Annotated in this window: 18 protein-coding genes; 7 read left to right on the top strand and 11 right to left on the bottom strand. The window is 64.1% G+C overall.

The annotated features are described in order from the left end of the window. Positions 1-10 precede the first annotated feature (10 nt). Positions 11-715 (top strand): methyl-accepting chemotaxis protein, encoded by a 705-nt coding sequence (locus ACODS1_RS05610; protein WP_416340184.1) that lies wholly within the window; start codon positions 11-13, stop codon positions 713-715. A 33-nt stretch (positions 716-748) separates the two neighbouring features. On the opposite strand, the gene ACODS1_RS05605 is transcribed toward ACODS1_RS05610, so the two are convergent. The 3 genes from ACODS1_RS05605 to ACODS1_RS05595 all read right to left on the bottom strand — a co-directional run bounded on the left by ACODS1_RS05605 (position 749) and on the right by ACODS1_RS05595 (position 3,835). Further along, entirely contained in the window at positions 749-2,332 is a 1,584-nt protein-coding gene (locus ACODS1_RS05605) for a peptide chain release factor 3 (RefSeq protein ID WP_489084873.1), read from the bottom strand. A 97-nt stretch (positions 2,333-2,429) separates the two neighbouring features. After that, the gene (locus ACODS1_RS05600) at positions 2,430-3,158 is read right to left on the bottom strand and encodes a tetratricopeptide repeat protein (RefSeq protein ID WP_489084872.1); all 729 of its coding nucleotides are present in this window, start codon (positions 3,156-3,158) and stop codon (positions 2,430-2,432) included. Continuing rightward, positions 3,155-3,835 (bottom strand): Fe2+-dependent dioxygenase, encoded by a 681-nt coding sequence (locus ACODS1_RS05595; protein ID WP_489084871.1) that lies wholly within the window; start codon positions 3,833-3,835, stop codon positions 3,155-3,157. Before ACODS1_RS05595 ends, ACODS1_RS05600 begins: the two co-directional genes overlap by 4 nt. Before the next feature lie 175 nt (positions 3,836-4,010). Here ACODS1_RS05595 and ACODS1_RS05590 point away from each other — a divergent pair, with 175 nt between their 5' ends. From ACODS1_RS05590 to ACODS1_RS05580, 3 genes are all read left to right on the top strand, one after another. Next, positions 4,011-6,338 carry a TonB-dependent receptor gene (locus ACODS1_RS05590; protein WP_489084870.1) on the top strand — a complete coding sequence of 776 codons (2,328 nt, stop codon included), beginning with the start codon at positions 4,011-4,013 and terminating at the stop codon, positions 6,336-6,338. Between the two features lie 164 nt (positions 6,339-6,502). Further along, a complete protein-coding gene (locus ACODS1_RS05585) occupies positions 6,503-9,037 on the top strand; it encodes a PepSY domain-containing protein (protein ID WP_489084869.1) in 2,535 nt (844 codons plus the stop codon). Positions 9,038-9,451: 414 nt separating this feature from the next. Further along, positions 9,452-10,615, top strand: coding sequence for a type III PLP-dependent enzyme (locus tag ACODS1_RS05580; RefSeq protein WP_322980183.1), 1,164 nt, complete (start codon positions 9,452-9,454; stop codon positions 10,613-10,615). A gap of 82 nt (positions 10,616-10,697) precedes the next feature. Here the strand turns inward: ACODS1_RS05580 and ACODS1_RS05575 are convergent, their stop codons facing one another. Next, positions 10,698-12,929, bottom strand: a complete 2,232-nt coding sequence (locus tag ACODS1_RS05575) for a TonB-dependent receptor domain-containing protein (RefSeq protein WP_489084868.1) — start codon at positions 12,927-12,929, stop codon at positions 10,698-10,700. Between the two features lie 345 nt (positions 12,930-13,274). Between ACODS1_RS05575 and ACODS1_RS05570 the strand changes: the two genes are divergently transcribed. Further along, positions 13,275-14,162 (top strand): PA4780 family RIO1-like protein kinase, encoded by an 888-nt coding sequence (locus ACODS1_RS05570; RefSeq protein WP_489084867.1) that lies wholly within the window; start codon positions 13,275-13,277, stop codon positions 14,160-14,162. A 9-nt stretch (positions 14,163-14,171) separates the two neighbouring features. Here the strand turns inward: ACODS1_RS05570 and cueR are convergent, their stop codons facing one another. From cueR to ACODS1_RS05555, 3 genes are all read right to left on the bottom strand, one after another. Beyond that, complete coding sequence (cueR, locus tag ACODS1_RS05565) at positions 14,172-14,582, bottom strand: Cu(I)-responsive transcriptional regulator (RefSeq protein ID WP_489084866.1); 411 nt, start codon at positions 14,580-14,582, stop codon at positions 14,172-14,174. Continuing rightward, positions 14,579-16,948 (bottom strand): heavy metal translocating P-type ATPase, encoded by a 2,370-nt coding sequence (locus ACODS1_RS05560; protein ID WP_489084865.1) that lies wholly within the window; start codon positions 16,946-16,948, stop codon positions 14,579-14,581. The genes cueR and ACODS1_RS05560 overlap by 4 nt, the downstream gene beginning before the upstream one ends. Before the next feature lie 64 nt (positions 16,949-17,012). Then, positions 17,013-17,405, bottom strand: coding sequence for a hypothetical protein (locus tag ACODS1_RS05555; protein WP_322980178.1), 393 nt, complete (start codon positions 17,403-17,405; stop codon positions 17,013-17,015). A 106-nt stretch (positions 17,406-17,511) separates the two neighbouring features. Between ACODS1_RS05555 and ACODS1_RS05550 the strand changes: the two genes are divergently transcribed. After that, complete coding sequence (locus ACODS1_RS05550) at positions 17,512-17,709, top strand: heavy-metal-associated domain-containing protein (protein WP_489084864.1); 198 nt, start codon at positions 17,512-17,514, stop codon at positions 17,707-17,709. Positions 17,710-17,719: 10 nt separating this feature from the next. Here ACODS1_RS05550 and ACODS1_RS05545 read toward each other — a convergent pair whose 3' ends face one another. Further along, a complete protein-coding gene (locus tag ACODS1_RS05545) occupies positions 17,720-18,340 on the bottom strand; it encodes a TetR family transcriptional regulator (RefSeq protein ID WP_489084863.1) in 621 nt (206 codons plus the stop codon). 186 nt (positions 18,341-18,526) lie between these two features. Here ACODS1_RS05545 and ACODS1_RS05540 point away from each other — a divergent pair, with 186 nt between their 5' ends. Then, positions 18,527-19,696: a Bcr/CflA family multidrug efflux MFS transporter gene (locus tag ACODS1_RS05540; protein ID WP_489084862.1), complete on the top strand. Its 1,170-nt coding sequence runs from the start codon at positions 18,527-18,529 to the stop codon at positions 19,694-19,696. 145 nt (positions 19,697-19,841) lie between these two features. On the opposite strand, the gene adeC is transcribed toward ACODS1_RS05540, so the two are convergent. From adeC to ACODS1_RS05525, 3 genes are read right to left on the bottom strand one after another with little or no spacing between them, the layout of a single operon-like run. Beyond that, positions 19,842-21,275 carry an AdeC/AdeK/OprM family multidrug efflux complex outer membrane factor gene (gene adeC / locus ACODS1_RS05535; RefSeq protein WP_489084861.1) on the bottom strand — a complete coding sequence of 478 codons (1,434 nt, stop codon included), beginning with the start codon at positions 21,273-21,275 and terminating at the stop codon, positions 19,842-19,844. Further along, complete coding sequence (locus ACODS1_RS05530; RefSeq protein ID WP_489084860.1) at positions 21,272-24,415, bottom strand: efflux RND transporter permease subunit; 3,144 nt, start codon at positions 24,413-24,415, stop codon at positions 21,272-21,274. Before ACODS1_RS05530 ends, adeC begins: the two co-directional genes overlap by 4 nt. Positions 24,416-24,429: 14 nt before the next feature. Beyond that, positions 24,430-25,578, bottom strand: coding sequence for an efflux RND transporter periplasmic adaptor subunit (locus ACODS1_RS05525; protein WP_489084859.1), 1,149 nt, complete (start codon positions 25,576-25,578; stop codon positions 24,430-24,432). Between the last annotated feature and the right edge of the window lie 34 nt (positions 25,579-25,612).

Below are 25,612 nucleotides of genomic sequence, written 5' to 3'. Positions count from 1 at the left end.
CGTGCACCAGATGACGGTGACCGTGCAGGGTGTCGCCGAGCATGCCCGTGGCAGCTCGGAGCAGACCGCCGAAGCCGACCGCGAAGTGCGTTCAGCGCTCAAGGTGATCGACGGCACCATCAGCGACATCCGCCAGTTGGCCAGTGAAGTGGGCAGCGCAGCGCAGGTGATCAGCCAGCTGGAAACCCACTCTCAGGAAATCGGCGGCGTGCTGGAGGTGATCCGTACCATCGCCGAGCAGACCAATCTGCTGGCGCTCAATGCCGCCATCGAAGCCGCACGTGCTGGCGAGCAGGGGCGTGGCTTTGCCGTGGTCGCCGACGAGGTGCGTACCCTGGCCAGCCGTACCCAGGCTTCCACTGCGGAAATCGACAGCATGATTCAGCGTTTGCAGGGCACTTCTCGCCAGGCCGTGGACGCCATGCAGGCCAGCCAGAAACACGCGGACAACGGGGTTGCCCAGGCCGAGGCCGCCGGCAAAGCGCTGGGGAGCATCGGTGGCCTGGTGGAAACCGTATCGCGCAGCAGCCTGCAGATCGCCGAGGCGGCGCGCGAGCAGTCGCAGGTCAGTGACGAGATCAATCAGCGGGTGGCGAATCTGGGCGTGGAGGCCGGGCGTAGCGTGGCGCTGGCTGAGAACACCTTGCAGCGCGGGCGCCATGCCGGTGAGAACTCGCAGCGCTTGCGCGGCATCGTCGGGCGCTTTCGGTACTAAAAAGAACGGCCCGCTTGGCGGGCCGTTTTTCCATCAGTGGTGTTCGCGGGTGGCGCGGAATTTCACTTCCGGCCAACGCTCTTCCATCAGGCTGAGGTTGACGCGGGTCGGCGCCAGGTAGGTGAGGTGGCCACCGCCGTCGACGGCGAGGTTCTCGTAGGCCTTGTCCTTGAACTCCTTGAGCTTCTTCTCGTCGCTGCATTCGATCCAGCGCGCCGACCAGACGTTGATCGCCTCGTAAGCGCACTCCACCTTGTATTCCTCCTTCAGGCGGCTGGCGACCACGTCGAACTGCAGCACACCGACCGCGCCGAGGATGATGTCGTTGTTGCGCTCGGGGAAGAACACCTGGGTGGCGCCTTCTTCGGCCAGTTCCTGCAGGCCCTGGCGCAGCTGCTTGGATTTCAGCGGATCTTTCAGGCGCACGCGGCGGAACAGTTCCGGGGCGAAGTGCGGGATACCGGTGAAGCCCAGGTTCTCGCCTTCGGTGAAGGTGTCGCCGATCTGAATCGTGCCGTGGTTGTGCAGGCCGATGATATCGCCGGCATAGGCTTCTTCCAGGTGCTCACGCTCGCTGGAGAAGAAGGTCAGCGCGTCGCCGACGCGCACGTCCTTGCCCAGGCGCGCGTGGCGCATCTTCATGCCCTGGGTGTACTTGCCCGAGCAGATGCGCATGAAGGCGATGCGGTCGCGGTGTTTCGGATCCATGTTCGCCTGGATCTTGAACACGAAGCCGGAGAACTTCTCCTCGGTCGGCTCCACAGTGCGCTCGTTGGCGGCGCGCGGCAGCGGGCGCGGCGCCCAGTCGACCACGGCGTCGAGCACGTGGTCGACGCCGAAGTTGCCCAGCGCGGTGCCGAAGAACACCGGGGTCATCTCGCCCTTGAGGAAGGCGTCGGGCTCGAACTCGTGGCAGGCGCCCTGCACCAGCTCCAGCTCCTCGACGAAGCGCTCGTACATGTCGCCCAGATGATTGCGCGCCTCGTCGGAGTCCAGCTTCTGGATGATCTTGGCTTCGGTGCGCTCGTGGCCATGGCCCGGGGTGTAGACGATGATGTAGTCGCCGCTCAGGTGGTAGACGCCCTTGAAGTCCTTGTAGCATCCGATCGGCCAGGTGATGGGCGCGGCCTTGATCCTCAGGACGGCTTCGATCTCGTCGAGCAGTTCGATGGGGTCGCGGATGTCGCGGTCGAGTTTGTTGATGAAGCTGACGATGGGCGTGTCGCGCAGGCGGCACACGTCCATCAGGGCGATGGTACGCGGCTCGACGCCCTTACCGCCGTCGAGCACCATCAGCGCGCTGTCCACGGCGGTCAGGGTGCGGTAGGTGTCTTCGGAGAAGTCTTCGTGGCCGGGCGTGTCGAGCAGGTTGACGATGTGCTCGCGGTAAGGGAACTGCATCACCGAGGTGGTGATGGAGATGCCGCGCTGCTTCTCCATCTCCATCCAGTCGGAGGTAGCGTGACGGTCGGATTTACGCGACTTCACGGTGCCGGCCACTTCGATGGCCTTGCCCATCAGCAGCAGCTTCTCGGTGATGGTGGTCTTACCGGCGTCCGGGTGGGAGATGATGGCGAAGGTACGGCGCTTGGCGACTTCGGCGGCCTGGGTGGTCATGGCGGAGAGGTCCTGTCGACGATCGGTCGAGCTGTCGGAAAAAAGCCGCGATTATACCGGCAAAACGCAGCGAGGCGTTGGCCGCCTGGCATGCGCTTTATGCTGGCAGGGCGGCCAGGGCTGCCTGATCGTCGTCGTCACCCAGCTCGGCGGCGCGCTGATGGTAGGCCAGCCCCAGGTCGGCGCAGCCCGGCAGCGCCAGAACGCGGGCACGTGTGGCGCGCAGGAAGTTCAGGTTACCGCCCGCCAGCGCCCGCTCCAGCCACAGGCGGGCCGTGTCCGGTTCGCCCAGCTCCAGCAGACGCAGGGCATAACTGAACTGGCCGCGAAAGTCGCCGGCCTGCGCCGAGCGCTCGAACCAATGCAGCGCCGCTTGGCGATCTGGCGCGGCCTGCACGCCTTCATCGAGGTAGCGCCCCAGCAGGTTCATCGACTTGGCATGCCCCAATTGCGCCGCGCGCTGGTACAGGGCAAAGGCACCCGCGTGATCCTGCGCCACGCCGCGCCCGGTGCCCAGCAGGTTGGCCAGGTTGTACATGCCCCAGTCCAGGCCGAGCGCCGCCGCGCGTTGATAGTGATGGGCGGCGGCCAGCAGATCCAGGTGGCAGCCCCAGCCATGTTCCAGGCAGCGGCCGAGCATGTTCAGCGCCATCGCATGGCCCTGGCGTGCGGCGATGCCGAACCAGGTGAAGGCCAGTTTGGCATCGCGGGCGATACCGTGACCTTCGAGCAGAATCTGCCCGAGCATCGTTTGCGCTTCCGCCTCGCCGCGGCCAGCGGCGGCGAGCAGCAGGCTGGCGGTGGCGCGCGGATTGTCCGTGCTCACACGTCCACCCAGCGGCGCAGCAGGTTGTGGTAGGTGCCGGTGAGCTGGATCAGCGACGGGTGGTCGGGTACGTCGCGGGTCAGGGTCTGGATCGCCACGTCCATCTCGAACAGCAGGGCGCGCTGGCTGTCTTCGCGCACCAGGCTCTGCGTCCAGAAGAACGAAGCCAGGCGCCTGCCACGGGTGATCGGCTGCACGCGGTGCAGGCTGGTGGCCGGGTAGAGCACCAGATCACCCGCCGGCAGCTTGATTTCGCGGGTGCCGTAGGTGTCCTGGATCACCAGTTCGCCACCGTCGTAATCCTCCGGGTCGCTGAAGAACAGGGTGGAGGACAGGTCGGTGCGGATGCGTTCGCCGCTGTCGCGCACCGCCCGTACGGCGTTGTCGATGTGGTAGCCGAAGGCATCGCCGGTGCGGTAGCAGTTGAACAGCGGCGGGAAGATCTTGCGCGGCAGCGCCGCCGACATGAACAGGGCATTGCGCTGCAGGCGCTGGACGATGGCTTCGCGCAATTCCACCGCCAGCGGGTTGTCGTCGGCCAACTGCAGGTTGTGCTTGGCCTTGGCCGACTGGTAGCCGGCGGTGGCCTTGCCGTCCATCCACTCGGTGTCTTCCAGGGCCTGACGGATGTTGAGGACTTCTTCGCGCGTGAAGAGCTGGGGGATGTGCAGCAGCATGTGGGCGTCCGGTTGGTTGCGCAGCGGAATCAGGGCGTCTCTGCCTCGCGGATAACCAGCGAGTCAGGGTTGCCATGCGCAGTTGAGAAAATATTTGCTAATTATTCGCATTTGTATTGAAAAATACAATTTGTAGCAAATAAGATTCGCACGCATTTCCACTGAGCACACTTTCATGCATAACAACGAGCCAACACTGTCTGCCGCGCTGTCGCAAAAATCGCTGCTGGTATCCGCCATTGGTCTTGCCATCGTTTCTCACGGTGGCGCAGTGGTCGCTGCCGAGTCGGATACCCAGAAGACCTCGCCACTCGAGCTCGAAAGCCTGTCGGTGAGCGGTTCTGCCGAAACCGACGGTTATCAGCCGCAGGCGCCGTCTTCGCCGAAGTACACCGAGCTGCTGCGTGACACCCCGCAGACCATCACCGTGGTGCCGAAGCAGGTCATCGAAGATCAGAACCTGCTGACCATGCGCGACATCCTCAGCACCGTACCGGGCATCACCTTCGGCGCCGGGGAGGGCGGCGGTGGTTATGGCGACAGCATCAACCTGCGGGGTTTCTCGGCCAGCAACGACATCCAGGTCGACGGCGTGCGCGACAGCGCGCAGTACAGTCGCACCGACCCGTTCAACCTGGAGCAGGTGGAAGTCGTCAACGGCGCCAGTTCGGTTTACTCCGGTGGTGGCTCGGTGGGCGGCACCATCAACCTGGTGACCAAGGCGCCGCAGATGCGTGATTTCACCAAGATCAGCACGGCGGTCGGCACCGACAACTACAAGCGCATCACCCTGGACACCAACCAGAAGCTCAACGACACCACGGCGGCGCGCCTCAACCTGATGGCCCACGGCAACGACGCGCCGGGGCGCGATTACGAGGATTACGAGCGCTGGGGTATCGCCCCGTCGATCGCCTTCGGCCTCGGCACGCCGACCCGCGTGACCCTCGCCTTCGAGCATCAGGAAGACGACAACCTGCCGCAGTTCGGTGTGCCGATCTACGACGGCAAGCTGCTGCCGGGCGCGGATTGGGATAACTATTACGGCTATCACAACGTCAACAAGCAGGAAATCACCACCGATGCCTTCAGCCTGAAGCTGGAGCATGAGTTCAATGATGCGCTGTCACTGCGCAACTTCAGTCGGGTGGCGCGCGTGCGTCAGGAAACCTGGGTGTCCGGGCCGGAAGGGGCTTCCACGGCTTGCCTGGCCAGCGGTACGCGTCCAGACGGCTCTGCCTGCACCGGTGGTCTGACTCCGGGCTTCTTCCAGCCCAGCGGTGGTTCGCTGGGCAATGCGCGCGACACCGACAACCGCATCTTTACCAACCAGACCGACCTGACCAGCCGCTTCGCCACCGGGTTCATCGACCACACTCTGGTCACCGGCGTCGCGCTGACCCGCGAGGAGTACGAGGCGAGCACCGGTAACTGGCGTTACAACGCAGCCGGTGCGCTGGTGACACCGCCGCCGGTGAGCATCAGCGATCCGGATTCGCACTGGGATGGCCCGGTGAACTTCATCAAGACGGCGAAAATCGACGGCGAGCTGAACAACCGCGCCGTGTATGCCTTCGACACTCTCAAGTTCAACGAGCAGTGGGAGCTCAACGGCGGCCTGCGTTACGAGCGCAACGAAGGCAGCTCGGCGACCGATGCGATCAATGCCGTCAGCGGCGCCGTCACGCGCGGGGCGCGTTATCACAACAGCGATGACTTGCTCTCCTATCGCCTCGGTGTGGTCTACAAGCCGGCCGAGAACGGCAGCATCTACGTGGCCTATGGCAACAGCAAGACCGCCTCGCAGGCCACCGTCAATGGCAGTTGCTTCAGTGCCGGGCGCGGCAGCAACCCGAGCAGCAACAACTGCGATGCCGAGCCGGAGAAGTCCGTCAGCTATGAAATCGGCACCAAGTGGGATCTGCTCGATGAGCGCCTGTCGCTGACCGCAGCGGTGTTCCGCAACGACCGCACCAACTACAAGGTGGCCAGCAACGACCCGAGCAACCTGTCCGGCGAGCAGACGCTCGATGGCCAGGCTCGTGTCGATGGTGTGGCGCTAGGGGCGATGGGGGCGATCACCGACCGCTGGAAGGTCTTCGCCAACTACACCTACCTGCACACCGAAGTGCTGCAGAGCGTCAGCGATTACACCCTGCAGAACACTGGCGTCGATGCGCAGAAGGGCAAACCGCTGACCTTCACGCCCAAGCATGCGGCGAGCATCTGGACTACCTATGACCTGCCTTACAACCTGCAGGTCGGTTATGGCCTGACCACCCAGAGCAAGCAGTACCTGGCCAGTGCCGACAACGCGCCGACTGCTGCCGGATACACCGTGCACCGGGCGATGCTCGGCTACAAGGTCAACCGCAACCTGAACCTGCGTCTGAACGTCAACAACCTGTTCGACAAGCAGTACCTGACGCGCATTCGCAACAACGGCTGGGCGACTCCCGGCGATGCGCGGGCTGCGATCCTGACGGCTGATTACAGCTTCTGACCCATTACCGACTCCCCGGTGCAGCTCGCCTGTGCCGGGGATTTCGTGCGTCCGCAAGCGGGTAAAAAAGATGTAAAGGCTATTCCTTGAAAATAACTCTCAAATAGAATCCGCTCTCGTCTGCCTAGGGCGGCGTTCTTAATCGTGATGCAAGAGTGATCGACGTGTTCAAGAAAGTCCTATTCCAATTGCACTGGTTGCTCGGCATCACTGCTGGCCTGGTGTTGGCCATCGTCGGCTTGACCGGTGCTCTCTACAGCTTCGAAGGGGAGATCCTGCGGGCGCTGAATGCCGAGCGTTGGCAGATTCAGCCGGTCGAGCAGGGGCCGCTAGCCCCGGTGGAGCTGGTGGCGAAGATCGAATCGAGCACAGGTGATCGCGTTTCCGGCCTGTGGCTCGACAGCCGTCATGAAGGGCCGGGTATGGCGTTCCTGGCACCCAAGCCGGGCGAGCGGCGTGGCCCGCGAATCGTCTTCGACCCGTATACCGGCGAGGTGCTTGGCAACCCGATGGGGCAGGGCTTCTTCATGCTGATGCTGCAGTTGCACCGGTTCCTGGCCATGGGTGAGGTGGGCAAGCAGATCACCGCTGCCAGTACCCTGGCGCTGATCTTCTTCTGCCTCTCCGGCCTGTACCTGCGCTGGCCGCGCCAGGCGTTGAACTGGCGTACCTGGCTGACCCTGGATTGGAAGAAGAAAGGCCGCAGCTTCAACTGGGATCTGCATGCGGTCGCTGGCACCTGGGCGCTGCTGTTCTATTTATGCGCCGCGCTGACGGCGCTGTATTGGTCTTACGGCTGGTACCGCGACGGCCTGACCCACCTGCTCTCCGATGCCCCCGCCGAACAGCGTGGCGAAGGTCGGGGTGGCCGTGGCGGCCGCGCAGCACCGGCCGGTCCGCTGCCCGAGGTGGATTACGTGGCCCTCTGGCAAACCCTCGAACGCACTGCCGGGCCACGGCTGGTTTCCTGGAACCTGCGCCTGCCGCCGGTAGCCGGGCAGCCGGCGACGGTGTTCTACCTGCTGGACGACGCCGAGCACGTGCGGGCGTTCAATGAGATGCGCATCGATCCGAAGAGCGGCGCGCTGCTCAGCGATCAGCGTTATGCCGACAAGTCGTTCAAGGCGCAGTTGCTCGCCAGCATCTACTCGTTGCATGTCGGTGAATATTTCGGCTTGCCGGGGCGCATCCTGATGATGCTGGCCAGTGCCGCCATGCCGTTGTTCTTCATCACCGGTTGGCTGCTGTATCTGGATCGCCGGCGCAAGAAGCGCGCGGTGCAGGCTGCCCGTGGTGCGTTGGGGCAGACAGCCGAGGGCGAGGGCTGGCTGGTGGGCTTTGCCAGCCAGAGTGGCTTTGCCGAGCAACTGGCCTGGCAGAGTGCCGGGCAATTGCAGGCCGCTGGTATTCCGGTGCGGGTCGAGCCGCTGTCGCGCCTCGACGCTGACAGCCTGAGCCGCACGCAGAAGGCGTTGTTCGTGGTCAGCACCTTCGGTGATGGCGAAGCGCCGGATGCCGCGCAGGGCTTCGAGCGCAAGGTGCTTGGCGGTGCCGTCGCACTCGATCAGCTCAGTTATGCCGTGCTGGCCCTGGGCGATCGACAGTACCAGCACTTCTGCGGTTTCGCGCGACGGATCAACGACTGGTTGGGCCGTCAGGGCGCGCGCTCGCTGTTCGCCCCGATTGAGGTCGATGGTGACGACCAGGCCGCCTTGCAGCGCTGGCAGCAGCATCTGAGCGACCTAACCGGCGCCGCGCCGATTCGCTTCGAGGCCGCGCCCTGGCAGAGCTGGACGCTGCAGCAGCGCACGCTGCTCAACCCGGGTAGCCAGGGCGCGCCGGTCTATCGGCTCGATCTGCTGCCACCGGCTGCATGCACCTGGCTGGCGGGCGACATCCTGGAAATCCAGCCACGCCATGCGCTCGCCCGCGTTCAGGCCTGGCTGCAGCATTACGGGCTAGGTGGCGATGAGGCGGTGACGGTGGACGGGCGCGCCTGCAGCCTTGCCGATGCGCTGAGCGAACGCCAGTTGCCGGACAGCTTCGCCCATCTGGTCGGCCTGCACGCGCAGGCGCTGGTCGATGCGCTGGCGCCACTGGGTTCGCGCGAATACTCGATTGCCTCGGTCGCTGCCGATGGCGTACTGACGCTGATCGTGCGCCAGGCCGTGCAGGCCGATGGCAGCCTGGGCCTGGGCTCCGGCTGGCTGACGCAGCATCTGCCCGAGGAGGGGCAGGTGCTGGCGCGGGTACGCCGCAACAGCGGCTTCCACCTGCCGGAGGATGATCGCCCACTGATCCTGATCGGCAATGGCACCGGCCTGGCCGGCCTGCGTTCGTTGCTGCATGCGCGCACCCTGGCCGGGCATTCGCGCAACTGGCTGCTGTTCGGCGAGCGCAACCGCGCGCAGGACTTCTTCTGCGGCGACGAGCTGCAAGCGGCGCTGGCCGCTGGCGAGCTGCAGCATCTGGATCTGGCCTTCTCCCGCGATCAGGCCGAGAAACGCTACGTGCAGGATCTGCTACGCGAGCAGCACCTGCGTCTGCGTGACTGGCTGAGCGACGGTGCTGCTATTTATGTCTGCGGCAGTCTGCAGGGCATGGCGGGCGGGGTCGATGCCGCCCTGCGTGAACTGCTCGGTGAGGACGAGGTGCAGGGGCTGATCGAAGCCGGGCGCTACCGCCGCGACGTGTACTGAAAAAATGACTGAAATGGCGCTGTAATCTGCCTGTTGCAGACTGGCTGAAAGCCGCGCCCGTTCAGCATTTCAGGCCGTTTTGTGCGATATCCGGAACGTTCACCGGTCGAGGTGAAATTAGGGGTAATTTCCGGTTGATCTGACGGGCGCATGGTCTTAAAGTCCGCGCCCGAACGTCCATGCTGGAAACGATCCATCCGGCTCAAGTACTGACGACGAGAGATCGCTGGTGGCCCACCGCGATCAGTGATGCTCGGCGACATGCCTTGGGAAGTAGGCGAACCAAAGTGGGGAAACTGTCAGACGTTCAGGCCAGTGCTCCGTGCGCGGCCACCCCCTACACGTAGCGGAACCTGTCAGGCGTTTCGCTGCCCGAATCCATGTGTTCCTGGTTTTGCCATTGGAGTCCCCAGCATGTCGATCAAGGTCGAAGACTACTACGCACCCGCCACTTTCCAGCGCATGAAGGCATTCGCCGATCAGCACGAAACGCCCTTCGTGGTGATCGACCGGCAGATCATTGCCGACGCCTACGATCAACTGGGCAACTGCTTCCCGTTCGCCAAGACCTATTACGCGGTCAAGGCCAACCCCGCCATCGAGATCATCGAGCTGTTGCGCGACAAGGGCTCGAACTTCGACATCGCCTCGATCTACGAGCTGGACAAGGTCATGGGCGCTGGTGTCGGCCCCGAGCGCATCAGCTACGGCAACACCATCAAGAAGGCGCGCGACGTTCGCTACTTCTATGAAAAGGGCGTGCGCCTGTTCGCCACCGATTCCGAAGCCGACCTGCGCAACATCGCCAAGGCCGCTCCGGGCGCCAAGGTCTATGTGCGTATCCTCACCGAAGGCTCCACCAGCGCCGACTGGCCGCTGAGCCGCAAGTTCGGCTGCCAGCCGGACATGGCCCTGGATCTGCTGATCCTGGCCAAGCAGCTGGGCCTGGTGCCGTACGGCATCTCCTTCCATGTTGGCTCGCAGCAGCGCGACATCGACGTCTGGGACGCCGCCATTGCCAAGGTCAAGGTGATCTTCGAGCGTCTGAAAGAAGAAGACGGCATCACCCTGCAGATGATCAACATGGGCGGCGGCTTCCCGGCCAACTACATCCAGCGCACCAACGACCTGGAAACCTACGCCGAGGAAATCACCCGCTTCCTCAAGGAAGACTTCGGTGACGACCTCCCGGAAATCATCCTCGAGCCGGGCCGCTCGCTGATCGCCAACGCCGGCGTGCTGGTGTCGGAAGTGGTGCTGGTGGCGCGTAAATCGCGTACCGCCGTGGAGCGTTGGGTGTATGCCGACGTGGGCAAGTTCAGCGGCCTGATCGAAACCATGGATGAGTCGATCAAGTTCCCCATCTGGACCGAGAAAAAGGGCGAGATGGAAGAAGTCGTCATCGCCGGCCCGACCTGTGACAGCGCCGACATCATGTACGAGCACTACAAGTATGGTCTGCCGCTGAACCTGGCCAGCGGTGACCGCCTGTACTGGCTGTCCACCGGTGCCTACACCACCAGCTACAGCGCCGTGGAATTCAATGGCTTCCCGCCGCTGAAGTCCTACTACCTGTAAGCTCGCCCAGAACGTCCGCTTCGCGCGGGCGTAAAAAAGCCGCCAGCCCTTTCGGGGTGGCGGCTTTTCTTTTGCCTGTGGATCAGAACTCGATCACCGTCGACAGCCAGAGGCGGCGGCCTTCTTCCAGGGTGCCGGTGGTGGATTGCCCGATCTGGGTGTAGTCGGAGGCCCAGCCAGTGGTGCCTGTATTGGTGGTGTAGTAGCTGCCGCTGGTGAAGTCCTTGTCGAACAGGTTGTAGATCGTGGCGTTGAGCGTCACGTTCTTCGAGGCCTTGAACGAACCGCCAAGGTGGAACACTTCATAGGCTTTCAGATCACCGGCTGCGTCGAACAGCGCCTTGTTGGCGGCCGTCAGGTTTTCGTAGCGGTCGGTGAAGCGGGCACGCTCACCGCGATACTCGCCCTTGAACCACAGGGTGAGGCGATCATTGGCAGCCCAGCTCAGGCGTGCGTGAGCCATGTGTTCCGGGGTATTGGTCAGCGGTGCGCCCTTGTTGATACCGCTCTTCTGCTCGCTATCGGTGTAGGTGTAGTTGAGAGCCAATGCCCAGGCCGGCGCGAATTCCCAGCGTCCCGCGACTTCCACACCCTGGGTGACGGCTTCGCCAATATTGACGCTCTGAGCGAAGCTTTCCTGAGTGAAGCCCGGGCCATAGCTGACGCAGCCTGGCTGGTTCGGGTTGGCGGTATAGAAGCAGTTGGCCAGTGGCGTGCCGTCGTCGATCTTGTCCTTGAACTTGTTATGGAACAGGGTGACGTTGGCGTTGAAGTTGGAGAGGTTGTCGTAGTACGCACCGATTTCGGTGTTGGTGGTGATCTCCGGATCGAGGTCAGGGCTGCCGATAGTGATGGTCGAGCCCTGGCCGGTCACGCCATTGATGCCATCGTGCAGTTGGTTGAGCGTCGGGGTTTTATAGCCACGGCTTACACCGCCCTTGAGTGTCCAGGTGTCGCTGGTGTTCCAGACCAGATAGGCACGCGGGCTTACATGGCCACCGAAGGCGTCATGATGCTCATAGCGAGTGCCCAGGGTCAGTGCCAGGTCGTCACGCAGGCGCCACTCGTCTTCGGCGAAAAGCGCCCAGGAGGTTTGCTGGAAATCTTCGTCAGCGATGCCGTCGCTGACCTTGGCGTCCCACCACTGGGCGCCGACGGTCGCGATATGCGACTCACCCAGCGGCGCGATGAATTTGCTGTCGACGACCAGGTCGGTGGACTTCAGCTTGCGATCATCGCCAATCACGATCGAGGGGAAACCGGTATAGGCATTGCCGATGGGGGTGCCTGGAATGGTTCGGCCGAAGGTTTCCGTGGTGTTGTGGGTGATGCTGCTTTCCAGGGTGCCCAGGCTGAAGCGACCGGTGTGGCTGAGGGCGAATTGATCGCGCTCGAAGCGCAGTTCGTCTCTGTAGCCGTTGGCCCGCAGCGGGGCGTTGGTGGTGCAGCCATCGGTGGCACTGCCGCCGTTCTTGCCATCGAGGTTGCCGAGCTGGCAGTCATCGTTGTTATAGACCTGACGGCCACGCTCGAAGTCCAGCGCGAAATCATGGTCTTCGTTCGGTGTCAGGGTCAGTCGGCTGCCGAACGTGCTGTTGCGTCCTTCGACCGGCGATGCGCCGCGCTTGCTGACGGTGCTGTCGTTGTCGAACTGCAGATCCGATTCTCCCCGGTCATACAGGCTGCCGCGTACTGCCAGGCCGAGCAAGCCTTCGATCAGCGGGCCGCTGGCGTAGAGGCTGGTGTTGCTGGCTTCGCCGTAATCGCGGTTCTCCTGGAAGGTGTGATCCAGGCTAAGGCTGGCGCCCCATTCCTTGGCCACCTTGCGGGTGATGATATTGACCACGCCGCCCATGGCATCGGAGCCATAGAGGGTCGACATCGGGCCACGGATCACCTCGATCCGTTCGATGGCGGACATGGGAGGCATGAAGCTGGTGGCGGTCTCGTTGAAACCGTTGGGGGTGACGTTACCCGCGGTGTTCTGGCGACGACCGTCGATCAGGATCAGGGTGTAGTCGCTGGGCATGCCGCGGATGCTGATATTCAGGCCGCCGGTCTTGCCGGTGCCCTGGCGCACATCGATGCCTTCCACATCCTCCAATGCCTGCCCCAGGTTGCTGTAACGCTTCTGCTGCAGTTCCTCGCGGTTGATCACACTGATGCTGGCCGGCGCCTCGGTGATTTTCTGTTCGAAACCCGAGGCGCTGATGACGACTTCGCCCAGTGTGGTGGGCTCATCGGCATGGACACCGAAGCTGGCGGCCAGCGCGATGGCGCTGGCAAGGGCGGAACGAGGGCGAAGGGCAAACATCGACGACTCCTGACGATGATTTACGGGAAGATCATTGCGAGGGGCGGGATGATAGTGATTTGCATGTAAGGTTCAATCGCGAATCATTCGCAATACTTTACGGCAGGCGTCCAGCGCCCGTCGTGCCTGGCCTGCAGGCAGGTGTAAATTTTGTAAATGAGACGATTTCTTGTTCGTGCGCTGGGCTTTTGCCTCGACAGGTGAAGTGTCCTCGGGCCGGATGTTTGTGCTGAGCGAGCGCTTTCGTGCGTTTTGGCCGATCAACTGTCGGCAGCGAAGACGTGCTGTGAGAGGATGGGGCCCTCAAGACAATCCCCGGCTAGACAGGATCCGTCATTTACACCGATGAAGACGCCCAAACGTATTGAACCCCTGGTCGAAGACGGCCTGGTGGACGAGGTGCTGCGACCGCTGATGAGTGGCAAGGAGGCGGCCGTTTATGTGGTGCGCTGCGGCGACGAGCTACGCTGTGCCAAGGTGTACAAGGAGGCCAACAAGCGCAGCTTTCGCCAGGCCTCCGAGTATCAGGAGGGCCGCAAGGTGCGCGGTAGCCGCCAGGCGCGGGCCATGGCCAAGGGCAGCAAGTACGGGCGCAAGGAGCAGGAGCAAGCCTGGCAGAACGCCGAAGTGGCGGCCCTATTCCGCCTCGCCAGTGCCGGCGTGCGGGTGCCCAAGCCCTATGACTTTCTCGATGGCGTGTTGCTGATGGAACTGGTCGGCGACGGTGAAGGCGATGTGGCACCGCGCCTCAACGATGTCGAGCTGCACCCGGACGATGCGCGTGAATTCCATGCCTTCATGATCCAGGAAATCGTCAAGATGCTTTGCGCCGGCCTGGTGCATGGCGACCTGTCGGAATTCAACGTGCTGCTCGGCCCCGATGGCCCGGTGATCATCGACCTGCCGCAGGCGGTGGATGCGGCGGCCAATAACCACGCCTTCAGCATGCTCGAGCGCGACGTGCGCAACATGGCCGAGTACTTCGGCCAGTTCGCCCCGGAGCTGAAGTACACCAAGTACGCCAAGGAAATGTGGGCGCTGTTCGAGGCCGGCAAACTGCAGCCTGACAGCCAGTTGACCGGTGAGTTTGCCGAGCCTGAGGATGCGGCCGACATCGACGCGGTGATGCGTGAAATCAAGGCGGCGCTGGCCGAAGAGGCGAAGAAGCAGGCTCTGCGCAATGCCGAGGACGAACCCAGGGACGCCGAGCCGACGCCGCCCTGGATGCGCTGAGTCAGGCGTTCAGTGGCTGCCGGCGCAGCAGGTGCCGTGCGCCAGCCCCTGCAGGATCGGGCAGTCCGGTCGGTCGTTGCCCTGGCAACTGGCCGCCAGCTCCGCCAGGGTGTCGCGTAGCGCGCTCATCTCGGCGATCTTGCGTTCCAGGTCGGCGATATGTTGTTCGGCCAGTGCCTTCACATCGGCGCTGGCGCGCTGCTTGTCCTGCCACAGCGCCAGCAGCCGGCCCACTTCCTCCAACGAGAAGCCCAGATCCCGCGCGCGTTTGATGAACGCCAGGCGATGCAGATCCTGCTCGCTGTACTGGCGGTAACCGCTTTCCGTGCGCCCAGCCCGTGGCAGCAGGTCGATGGACTCGTAGTAACGAATCATTTTGGCGCTGAGCCCCGTATGCCGGGCGGCCTGGCCGATATTCATGCGCGTGGTCTCCAGCGATTGAGCAGCAGGGCATTGCTCACCACGCTGACGCTGGACAGGGCCATGGCGGCGCCTGCGAACATCGGGTTGAGCAGGCCGGCGGCGGCCAGCGGAATGCCGATCAGGTTGTAGACGAAGGCCCAGAACAGATTCTGGCGGATCTTCGCGTAGGTGCGCCGGCTGATGTCCAGCGCGGCGGGCACCAGGCGCGGATCGCCGCGCATCAGGGTGATGCCGGCAGCGTGCATGGCGGCATCGGTGCCGCCGCCCATGGCGATGCCGACATCGGCGGCGGCCAGGGCCGGCGCATCGTTGATGCCGTCGCCGACCATGGCCACACAGCCATTTGCCCGCAGTTCACCGACCAGTCGCGCCTTGTCCGCGGGCAGCACCTGCGCGTGTGGCTCGTCGATGCCCAGCGCACTGGCCACCGCCGCCACGCTGCCGGCGTTGTCGCCGCTGATCAGGTGGCTGGTGATGCCCTGCGCGCGCAGTTCGGCGATGGCTTCGCTGGCACCGTCCTTGAGCTGATCACCGAAGGCCAGCAGGCCGAGCAGGCGCGGGGCGTTGCCGGTTTCGATCAGCCAGGACAGGGTGCGCCCCTGCGCCTCCCAGGTGCGTGCCGATTCTGCCAGGACGCCGGCCTGCAGTTGGTTTTCTTGCAGCAGGCGGTCGCTGCCCAGTTGTAGGGTGCGACCGTCGACCTCGCCGGCGATGCCGCGCCCGGCTAGTGCATGGCTCTCGTTTAGCGTCGGCAGGGTGATGTGCTGCTCGCTGCAGCGCTGCAGGACGGCCTTGGCCAGCGGATGCTCGCTGCCCTGTTGCAGGCCGCCGGCCAGACGCAGCAATTCTTCTTCGCCGACCTCGCCCAGGCCGATATTGACGATGCGTGGTTTACCCTCGGTGAGCGTACCGGTTTTGTCGAAGGCGATGTGTGTTACGCCATGCGCCACCTCCAGCGCCTCCGCGTCCTTGATCAGGATGCCGTGGCGCGCGGCCACGCCGGTACCGGCCATGATCGCCGTGGGCGTGGCCAGGCCGAGGGCGCAGGGGCAGGCGATCACCAGCACGGCGACGGCGTTGAGCAGGGCACTTTCCAGCGGCGCGCCGAGCAGCAACCAGACCAGCAGGGTAGCCAGGGCCAGCAGCAGCACTGTGGGCACGAACACCTGGCTGACCTTGTCCACCAGCTTCTGGATCGGCGCCTTGGCTGCCTGAGCGTCTTCCACCAGGCGAATGATCCGTGCCAGCACGGTTTCCGCGCCGAGCGCAGTGGTGCTGACCAGCAGGCGGCCTTCGCCGTTGATCGCGCCCGCCGTGACCTTGTCGCCCGGTTGCTTGGCCACCGGCAGGCTCTCGCCGCTGATCAGCGCTTCATCGGCATGGCTGCGGCCTTCGAGCACCTCACCGTCGACCGGGAAGCGCTCGCCAGGCTTGACCACGATGCGGTCGCCCAGGGCCAGGGCGTCGATGGCGACCTGCTCCTCGCGGCCGTCCAGCAGGCGCGTGGCGTGATCCGGGCGCAGTGCCTGCAGGGCGCGGATGGCGCCGGCGGTCTGGCGCTTGGCACGGCTTTCCAGGTACTTGCCGAGCAGGATCAGGCTGACGATCACCGCCGAGGCTTCGAAATACAGGTGCGGCATCTGCCCGGCAGGCGTCATCGCCCACTGATAGAGGCTCAAGCCGTAACCGGCGCTGGTGCCGACGGCCACCAGTTGATCCATGTTGCCGGCGCGTGCCTTGAGTGCCAGCCAGGCAGCGCGATAGAAACGTGCACCGAAGATGAACTGCACCGGCGTGGCCAGCGCGAACTGTACCCAGGCCGGCAACATCCAGTGCAGGCCGAAGGGCTCGACCAGCATGGGCAGCACCAGCGGTACGCTCAGGGCGAGGGCGGCGAGCAGGGTCAGCCGCTCGCGCTTCAGCCGCTGCTGGGCGTCGTCGTGCTGGGTCGAATCGTTCTGCACGTTGGCCTTGTAGCCGGCATCCGCGATGGCCTTGAGCACCTGCTGCGGATCGAAACCGGCGACCACCTGCAGGCGGGCTTTTTCGTCGGCGAGGTTGACGGCGACCTGGCTGATGCCAGGTACCTTGCCCAGCGCGCGTTCGATGCGCCCGACGCAACTGGCGCAGGTCATGCCTTCGATTGCCAGTTCCAGAGGCTGGCTGGGCACGCTGTAGCCGGCGTTCTCGATGGCGCCGATCAGTTGTTCCAGGCTGTTGGCCGGGGCCTCGATGCGCGCACGTTCGCTGGCCAGGTTGACGCTGGCGTCGGTCACGTCCGGCACCTTGCGTAGCGCGCGTTCGACACGGCCTGCGCAACTGGCGCAGGTCATGCCCTGGATCGGTAGGTCGAAAGTGGTCATGGTCGGACTCCTGTCGCTCGATGCGGCACAGGATCAACCTTGACCCCGTGGCAAGGTCAAGCCTTCAGTTCATCGGCGGCGCATCACGCAGTCGCAGACCATCAGGCTCCATGGCGATGCGGTAGCGGCGTATCTCACCGGCCTGCAGTTGCAGTGACTGGTTGCTCAGCTGGGCGATGCCATCCTGGCACGAGCCGGTACCGGTCAGGCCCAGGCGCAGCGAGACTTCCCCCGGCGGCAGGTTGAACGACACCGACTGCCCCTGGAACAGCCGGGCGGCCATCTGGTCGTGCAGGTACAGGGCGACCTCGCAGGTGGTGGCGACCTCCAGGCGCTCGCGGGAAATGATCAGCACCGCATAGCCCTCGCCCTGTGCGCTGTCCACCAACGGGGCCAGGGGCTGGGCCTGAGCGGTGGCGGTCAGTGCGGCTACGAGCAGCAGGTGTGGCAGGCGCATGGCGGCATCCTCGAACGCAGTGGGATGATCGGTGGCAAGGACTTGACCTTGCCACCGTGGCAAGGTCGAGACTACACCCATCGAGCAACGGATCAAGGAGTCAGCCATGCAAGCGTTCAAGGTCAGCGGTATGTCATGCGGGCACTGTGTACGGGCCATCACCCAGGCGATCAAGGCGCTGGATGCGAGCGCCGAGGTGGAGGTGGATCTGGCCAGTGGGCTGGTACAGGTCAGCGACGGGCTCGACCGCGAGCAGGTGCAGGCGGCGATTCGCGAGGAGGGTTACGTTGTCGAGCCGGCCTGAGCGGCTGGCCTCAGGGCCATTGCTGCAGCAGGCCGCGCAGGCAGCTGTCGAAAATGGCCGGCGTGTCGTGTTGCGCGTCGAACAGCTTGGGGTCGCGTAGCCAGTCGCTGAACAGCCCCACCAGCATCGCGTGCAGGGCGCGTGAGGCCAGGCGTGGGGTGATGCCGGCGCGCAGTTGTGCCTGCACCGCCGGCAAGGCGAACTGCTGTTCGCACAGGGCGATGAACTGATTGACGAAGGCTTCGTGGCGTTCTTCGGCTTCACGCAGCTCCTCGGTAAATTCGCAGCGGCGCAGCAATACGGTGAGAATGCGCCTGCGCTTTTCATCGAGCACCAGATTGGCCATGGCTTCCACGCACAGGTCACGCAGCAGTTGCAGCGAGGCCATGTCGTCGACCGCTGCCAGTTGCTCGGCCAACGGCTCGAGCGGCAGGCGTACCTGGTTGAGCATCTCGTGGAACAGGTGCGCCTTGTTCTGGAAGTGCCAATACACCGCGCCACGGGTCACGCCCGCCTGACGGGCGATCTGGTCGAGGCTGGTGTGGGCGACGCCACGCTCGAGGAACAGATGCTCGGCGGCATCGAGGATGGCGATGCGGGTTTTCTCCGCATCTTCTTTGGTTCTGCGCATGGCGGCCGATGGGGTCTGGTTTGCGATGTCGGCATTTTACCGAGTTTGCTTCGGCGAAAGGCAGTCAGGTGTTGGCTGAATCGTGCGCTATTCGCCAGGCGTAACAGGCGAGCAGTGTGGTGTTGGGCTTTATGGCCGTACCGCGCAATGAGATGATTAGCCGGCTAACAAAACCTCGGAATCGTCATGCCTTTACGCTTTTTGCTCATACTGGGTGCGCTCAGTGCGTTCGGCCCGCTCGCCATCGATTTCTACCTTCCCAGCTTCCCTACGCTGGCGCGTGAGTTCGCTACCGATGTGGAGCACGTGCAGCTGTCGCTGGCCGCCTATTTCATCGGTATCTCCCTGGGGCAGCTGTTCTATGGGCCGATCGCCGACCGCTATGGACGGCGTGTTCCGTTACTGATAGGCGTCGCCTTGTTTACTGCTGCTTCGTTTGCCTGCGCCCTGGCGCCGAGTCTGGACTGGCTGATTGCCGCGCGCTTCGTGCAGGCGCTGGGCGGCTGTGCCGGTATGGTGATCAACCGCGCCGTGGTGCGTGATCTGTGCGATCCGTTGGCCTCGGCCAAGGTGTTCTCGCAACTGGTTCTGGTGATGGGGCTGGCGCCGATCCTGGCACCTCTGGGCGGCGGTCTTCTGCTGGATACGCTGGGCTGGCCCTGGATCTTCCACAGCCTGGCGCTGTTTGCCGGGTTGTGCCTGCTCGCAGTCTGGCTGTGGTTGCCGGAGACGCGCCCACAGCATATGCAGCCGGCGCCCCTGAGCGGAGCCTTCGGCCAGTATCGAGCGCTGTTGGGCAATGCGTCCTTCATGGGCTACAGCCTGGCTGGTGGGGTGGCCATGGCGGGCATGTTCGCCTATATCGCCGGCTCGCCCTTCGTCTTCATCGAACTCTATGGCGTGCCGGCCGAACATTACGGTTGGTTGTTCGGCAGCAATGCCGCCGGTTTCGTGCTGATGGCGCAGGTCAATGCGCGTCTGGTGCGCAGAGGCGGCCCAGCCCTGTGGTTGCGGCGCATGGTGCTGGTCTACCTGATCAGTGGGGTGTGCCTGCTGGTATTGGCTGCCCTGCAACTGGCGAGCCTCTGGCCATTGCTGATTCCGATGTTCATCTGCGTGGCCAGCCTGGGCTGCGTACTGCCCAACGCGACCGCCTGTGCGATGGCGGGGCAGGGCCCGCATGCGGGTAGCGCTTCAGGCTTTCTGGGCAGCCTGCAATTCACCGTGGCTGCCGCCGCGTCGGCGTTGGTGGCCTACCTGCACGATGGAACGGCACTGCCCATGGCGCTGGTGATCGCCTGCTGCGGCGCCATTGCCACAGGCTGTGCCTGGTGGAGCCGCCGCTTCGTGGTGTAGGCACAGGGAGCGGTACCCAGGTCTTATGTGCCGGCGCCGGAGGCGCATCCCCCGAGGGTTTGTGAGCGGACAAAAAAACGCCCCCGCAAAAACTGCGGGGGCGGCGCGTTAGATAAGATTCTTCCTTGATGCGGGTTACGCGCGATCAATTTTCGTTGGGGGTGGCCTCGCTGGCGCTCCAGCCGCCGCCGAGTGCCTTGTACAGCTCGACCTCGCTGGTCAGTTGCGCCAGGCGGTCGCTGATCAGTTGCTGGCGCACGCTGAACAGCTGGCGCTGGGCATCGAGCAGAGTCAGGTAGCTGTCCACGCCGGTGCGGTAACGGCGCTCGGCCAGTTCGTAGTAGGTCTCGGTGGTGTCCAGCAGGGCGCGCTGGGCGTCGAGCTGATCCCGGTAGGTGGTGCGTGCCGCCAGGCGATCCGCGACTTCCTGGAAGGCGGTCTGGATGGCTTTCTCGTACTGGGCGACCTGAATGTCCTTTTGCAGTTCGGCGTAGTCGAGGTTGGCGCGTAGACGACCGGCGTTGAAGATCGGCAGGTTGATCTGTGGCTGGAACAGCCAGGTACCGGAGCCGGCGTCGAACAGGCCGGACAACTGACGGCTGGCTGTGCCGGCATTGGCGGTCAGGCTGACGCTGGGGAAGAACGCCGCGCGTGCCGCGCCGATATTGGCGTTGGCAGCCTTGAGCTGGTACTCGGCCTGCAGCAGGTCAGGACGACGCCGCAGCAGATCCGACGGCAACCCGGCCGGCACGCTCTCCAGCACGTTGTCGCGCAGTGCCAGGCCTTGTGGCAGGTTTTCCGGCAGCCCCGTGCCCAGTAGCTGGATCAGGGCGTTGCGATCCTGAGCAACGCGGCGTTGGTACTGCGCCAGGGTTACGCGGGCGCTGTCCACGGCGGTGCGCGCCTGGCTCAGTGACAGGGCATCGGAGACACCGACGTCGAAGCTGCGCTGGGTCAGCTGGTAGCTGGCTTCGTAGGTTTCCAGGGTGTCCTGGGTCAGCTTGAGCAGGGACTGATCTGCCTGCCATTGCAGGTAGGCGCTGGCGACGCTGGCCACCAGGCTGATCTGCGTGCTGCGCGCAGCCTGTTCGGTAGCCAGGTACTGCTGCAGGGCCTGCTCGCCGAGGCTGCGGATGCGGCCGAAGAAGTCCAGCTCCCAGGCATTGATGCCCAGGGTGACGCTGTGCTGGCCGCTGGTGCGAGCCTGGCCGGTCTGGCTGAGGTCGCCCGGCAGGCGTTGGCGCGTGCTGGCGCCATCGACCGAGACCGAAGGCAGCAGATCGGCACGCTGGACGCGGTACAGCGCCTGGTAGGCCTCGACATTCAGCGCCGCGACGCGCAGGTCGCGGTTGTTCTCCAGGGCTGTCTGCACCAGTTGGCGCAGTGCGGGATCACGGAAGAACGCCTGCCACTGCAGATCGGCGGCTGGCGTGCTGCCTTCGCGGGCGGCGTCGCCGTAAGCCGCACCTTGCGGCCAGTCGGCCGCCACCGGGGCGTCCGGGCGCTGGTAGTCAGGGATCAGGCTGCAGCCACTGAGCAGGGCAGTGGCGACGGCCAGGGATAACAGGGACTGCCTCATTGCAGCGCCTCCTTGTCGTTTTCGCCGGCCGAGTCGGTTTTCTTTCTCTCGAACAGCGAACAGATGACTACGTAGAACAGCGGGATCCAGAAGATCGCCAGGATCAGGGCGCTGAGCATGCCGCCGATCACACCGGTACCGATGGCGTGCTTGCTGCCGGCGCCGGCACCACTGGCGATGGCCAGCGGCAAGCAGCCGAGGATGAACGCCAGCGAGGTCATCACGATCGGCCGCAAGCGCATGCGGCAGGCTTCGATGGCGGCCTCGGTCAGGGTCATCCCGTGCTCGTACTGGGCTTTGGCGAACTCGACGATGAGGATCGCGTTACGTGCCGACAGGCCGATGGTGGTAAGCAGACCGACCTGGAAGAACACGTCGTTGGACAGACTGCGCAACTCGGTGAACATCAAGGCACCGATGATCCCCAGAGGCACGGTGAAGATCACCGCGAAGGGGATCGACCAGCTTTCGTACAACGCGGCCAGGCAGAGGAACACCACCAGGATGGAGATGGCGAACAGCGCGGTTTTCTGCGAGCCGGCCAGACGCTCCTCGTAGGACAGCCCGGTCCAGGCATAACCGACACCTTCCGGCAGTTGCTTGGCGATTTCCTCGACCGCAGCCATGGCGTCGCCGGTGCTGTAGCCCGGTGCCGCAGCGCCGAGAATCTCCACCGCCGAGACACCGTTGTAACGGGCCAGTTTGGGCGGGCCGTAGACCCACTCGCCGCTGGCGAAAGCGCTGAACGGCACCATCTGGCCCTTGTCGTTGCGCACGTACCACTTCTTCAGGTCTTCCGGGTTCATGCGCGAGTCGGCGGTACCTTGCAGGTACACCTTCTTCACGCGGCCACGGTCGATGAAGTCGTTGACGTAGCTGGCGCCCCAGCCGACCGACAGGGTGCTGTTGATGTCTGACAGCGACAGGCCGAGGGCACGGGCGCGTTCGTCATCGATCAGCAACTGGTACTGCGGTTCGTCACGCAGGCCGTTGGCGCGCACCTGGCTGAGTACCGGATGCTGGTTGGCCAGTTGAAGGAACTTGTCGCGCGCCTGGTTCATCACCTCGTGACCGACACCGGCCTGATCCTGCAGGAACAGGTTGAAGCCGGTGGCGTTGCCCAGCTCCATCACCGCCGGCGGGGCGAAGGCGAAGACCATGGCATCACGGAAGCTGAAGAAGTGCATCTGCGCGCGCTGAGCCAGCGCCGCGACGCCGTTCTGCTCGCCCGGACGCTCCCCCCAGGGTTTGAGCATGATGAACGCCATACCCGAACTCTGACCACGGCCGGCGAAGTTGAAGCCGGTCACGGTGAACACCGATTTGACTGTGCTCGCCTCGTCTTTGAGCAGGTACTCACGCATCTCGTCGACCACCACCTGGGTGCGTTCGGCACTGGAGCCAGCCGGCGTCTGCACCTGGGCGAAGAGTACGCCCTGGTCTTCCTCGGGCAGGAAGGAGGTGGGGATGCGGGTGAACATCCACAGCATGATGCCGACGATCACCAGGTACAGCAGCAGGTACGGCGCCTTGCGCTTGAGCATGCCACTGACGCCGCGCTGGTAGGCGTTGCTGGTGCGGTCGAAGTTGCGGTTGAACCAGCCGAAGAAGCCGCCCTTGGCATCGTGGTGATCACCATCGATGGGTTTGAGCAGGGTGGCGCACAGCGCCGGAGTGAATATCAGTGCCACCAGCACCGACAAGGCCATGGCCGAGACGATGGTGATGGAGAACTGCCGGTAGATCACCCCGGTGGAGCCACCGAAGAAGGCCATCGGCAGGAACACCGCCGACAGCACCAGGGCGATACCGACCAGCGCACCCTGGATCTGGCCCATGGATTTGCGCGTCGCCTCCTTGGGCGACAGGCCATCCTCGCGCATCACACGCTCGACGTTCTCCACCACCACGATGGCATCGTCCACCAGCAGGCCGATGGCCAACACCATGGCGAACATGGTCAGGGTGTTGATGGAGAAGCCGAACGCCGCCAGTACGCCGAAGGTACCGAGCAGCACCACCGGCACCGCCAGGGTGGGGATGATGGTCGCCCGCAGGTTCTGCAGGAACAGGAACATCACCAGGAACACCAGCACGATGGCTTCGAACAGGGTGTGTACCACCCCTTCGATGGAGGCCGAAATCACCGGCGTGGTGTCATAGGGGAAGACCACTTCCATACCGGCCGGGAAGAACGGCTTGAGGTCATCGATGGTCGCGCGCACGGCCTTGGCGGTGTCCAGGGCGTTGGCGCCGGTGGCCAGCTTGATCGCCAGACCGGAGGCCGGCAGACCATTGAACTGGGCGTTGATCGAGTAGTTCTCGCCACCCAGTTCAACCTTGGCCACGTCACCCAGGCGCACCTGGGAGCCATCGGGCTGCACCTTGAGCAGGATCTTGCGGAACTCTTCCGGGGTCTGCAGGCGAGTCTTGCCGATGATGGTGGCGTTGAGCTGATTGCCCGGCGCTGCTGGCAGACCACCGAACTGGCCGGAGGAAATCTGCACGTTCTGCGCCTGGATGGCGCTTTTCACGTCCACTGGGGTCAGCTGGAAGCTGTTGAGCTTGGCCGGGTCGAGCCAGATACGCATGGCGTACTGCGCGCCGAACACCTGAAAGTCGCCCACGCCCTTGGCGCGCGAAATCGGATCCTGCAGGTTGGAGACGATGTAGTCGGACAGATCCTCGCGGGTCATGCTGCCGTCGGTGGACACCACCCCGATCACCATGAGGAAGTTCTTCACCGCCTTGGTCACACGGATGCCCTGTTGCTGCACTTCCTGCGGCAACAGTGGGGTGGCCAACTGCAGCTTGTTCTGCACCTGAACCTGGGCGATATCCGGGTTCACCCCCTGTTCGAAGGTAACGATGATCTCCATGCTTCCGTCGGAGTTGCTCGACGAGCTGACGTAGCGCAGGCCGTCGATACCGTTGAGCTGCTGCTCGATCACCTGCACCACGGTGTCCTGCACCGTTTGCGCCGAGGCGCCCGGGTAGCTGACCTGAATGCTGACGGCGGGCGGGGCGATACTCGGGTACTGGTTAATCGGCAGCTTGAGGATGGACAGGCCGCCAGCCAGCATGATCACCAGGGCGATCACCCAGGCGAAGATGGGCCGGTCGATAAAGAATCTGGACATTCAGTAATTCTCCGTTAGCCCTGGCCGTTGCCTGGCTTGGCCTCTGCTGCCGGCTCGTCGCCCTTGACGTTACTGGCCGGGACGGCCTTGACCTCGACGCCAGGTTGGACGAACTGCAGGCCTTCGGTAATCAGGCGGTCGCCTTCGTTGAGACCGTCCTCGACCAGCCAGGCGCTGCCGACGGTGCGGCTGGCCTTGAGCACGCGAGGTTCGACCTTGTTCTCGGCATTGACCACCATGGCGGTCGGCTCACCGCGCTGATTGCGGGTCACGCCCTGCTGAGGGGCGAGGATGGCCTGCTGCTTGATACCGGCTTGCAGTTCGGCATGCACGAACATGCCTGGCAGCAGCAGGTGATCCGGGTTGGGGAAGACGGCGCGCAGGGTCACCGAACCGGTACCTTCGTCCACGGCCACTTCGGAAAACTCCAGGGTGCCCTCGTGGGTGTAGTGGCTGCCGTCTTCCAGCACCAACTGCACCTTGGCGGCGTTGTCGCCGACCTTCTGCAGGCGCCCTTCGGCCAGATCGCTACGCAGACGCAGCAGATCCTTGCTCGATTGAGTGACATCGACATAGATCGGGTCGAGCTGCTGGATGGTGGCCATGGCTGCCGCCTGACCGCTGGTGACCAGAGCGCCTTCGGTCACGGCCGAGCGGCCGATGCGACCGCTGATCGGTGCCATCACCTTGGTGTAGCGCAGGTCGATGCGTGCACGTTCCAGTGCCGCCTGGGCCTGCAGGGCGGAGGCGCGTGCCTCGTCATAGGCCTGCTGGCTCACGGCCTTGTCGGCCACCAGCAGCTTGTAACGATCAGCCAGGGCGCTGGCGGAAATCTGCGTTGCCTGAGCGCTCTGGTAGCTGGCTTCGTAAGTCGCCGGGTCGATCTGATAGAGCTGCTGGCCGGCCTTGACCTCGCTGCCTTCGGTGAACAGGCGCTTCTGGATGATGCCATCGACCTGTGGCCGTACTTCGGCAATGCGGAAGGCTGCCGTACGGCCGGGTACTTCGGTGGTTAGCGCGAAAGGTTGTGCCTTGAGCGTGACCACGCCGACCTGAGGTGTTTGTTGCGGTGGCGGAGCGCTGTCTTCCTTGCAGCCGGTCAGGCTGACCAGAGCCAGAGCGACGGCGGAAACCAAGATGGCGAAGGCTGGCCTCGTGTGCATCTGAAGGAACCTCGTTGTAATTGAATCTATGCCC

This window comes from Pseudomonas sp. FG29 (genome assembly GCF_057809355.1).
Note: the sequence above shows the minus strand (reverse complement) of the source record. Positions and strands in the feature narration are given on the sequence as shown.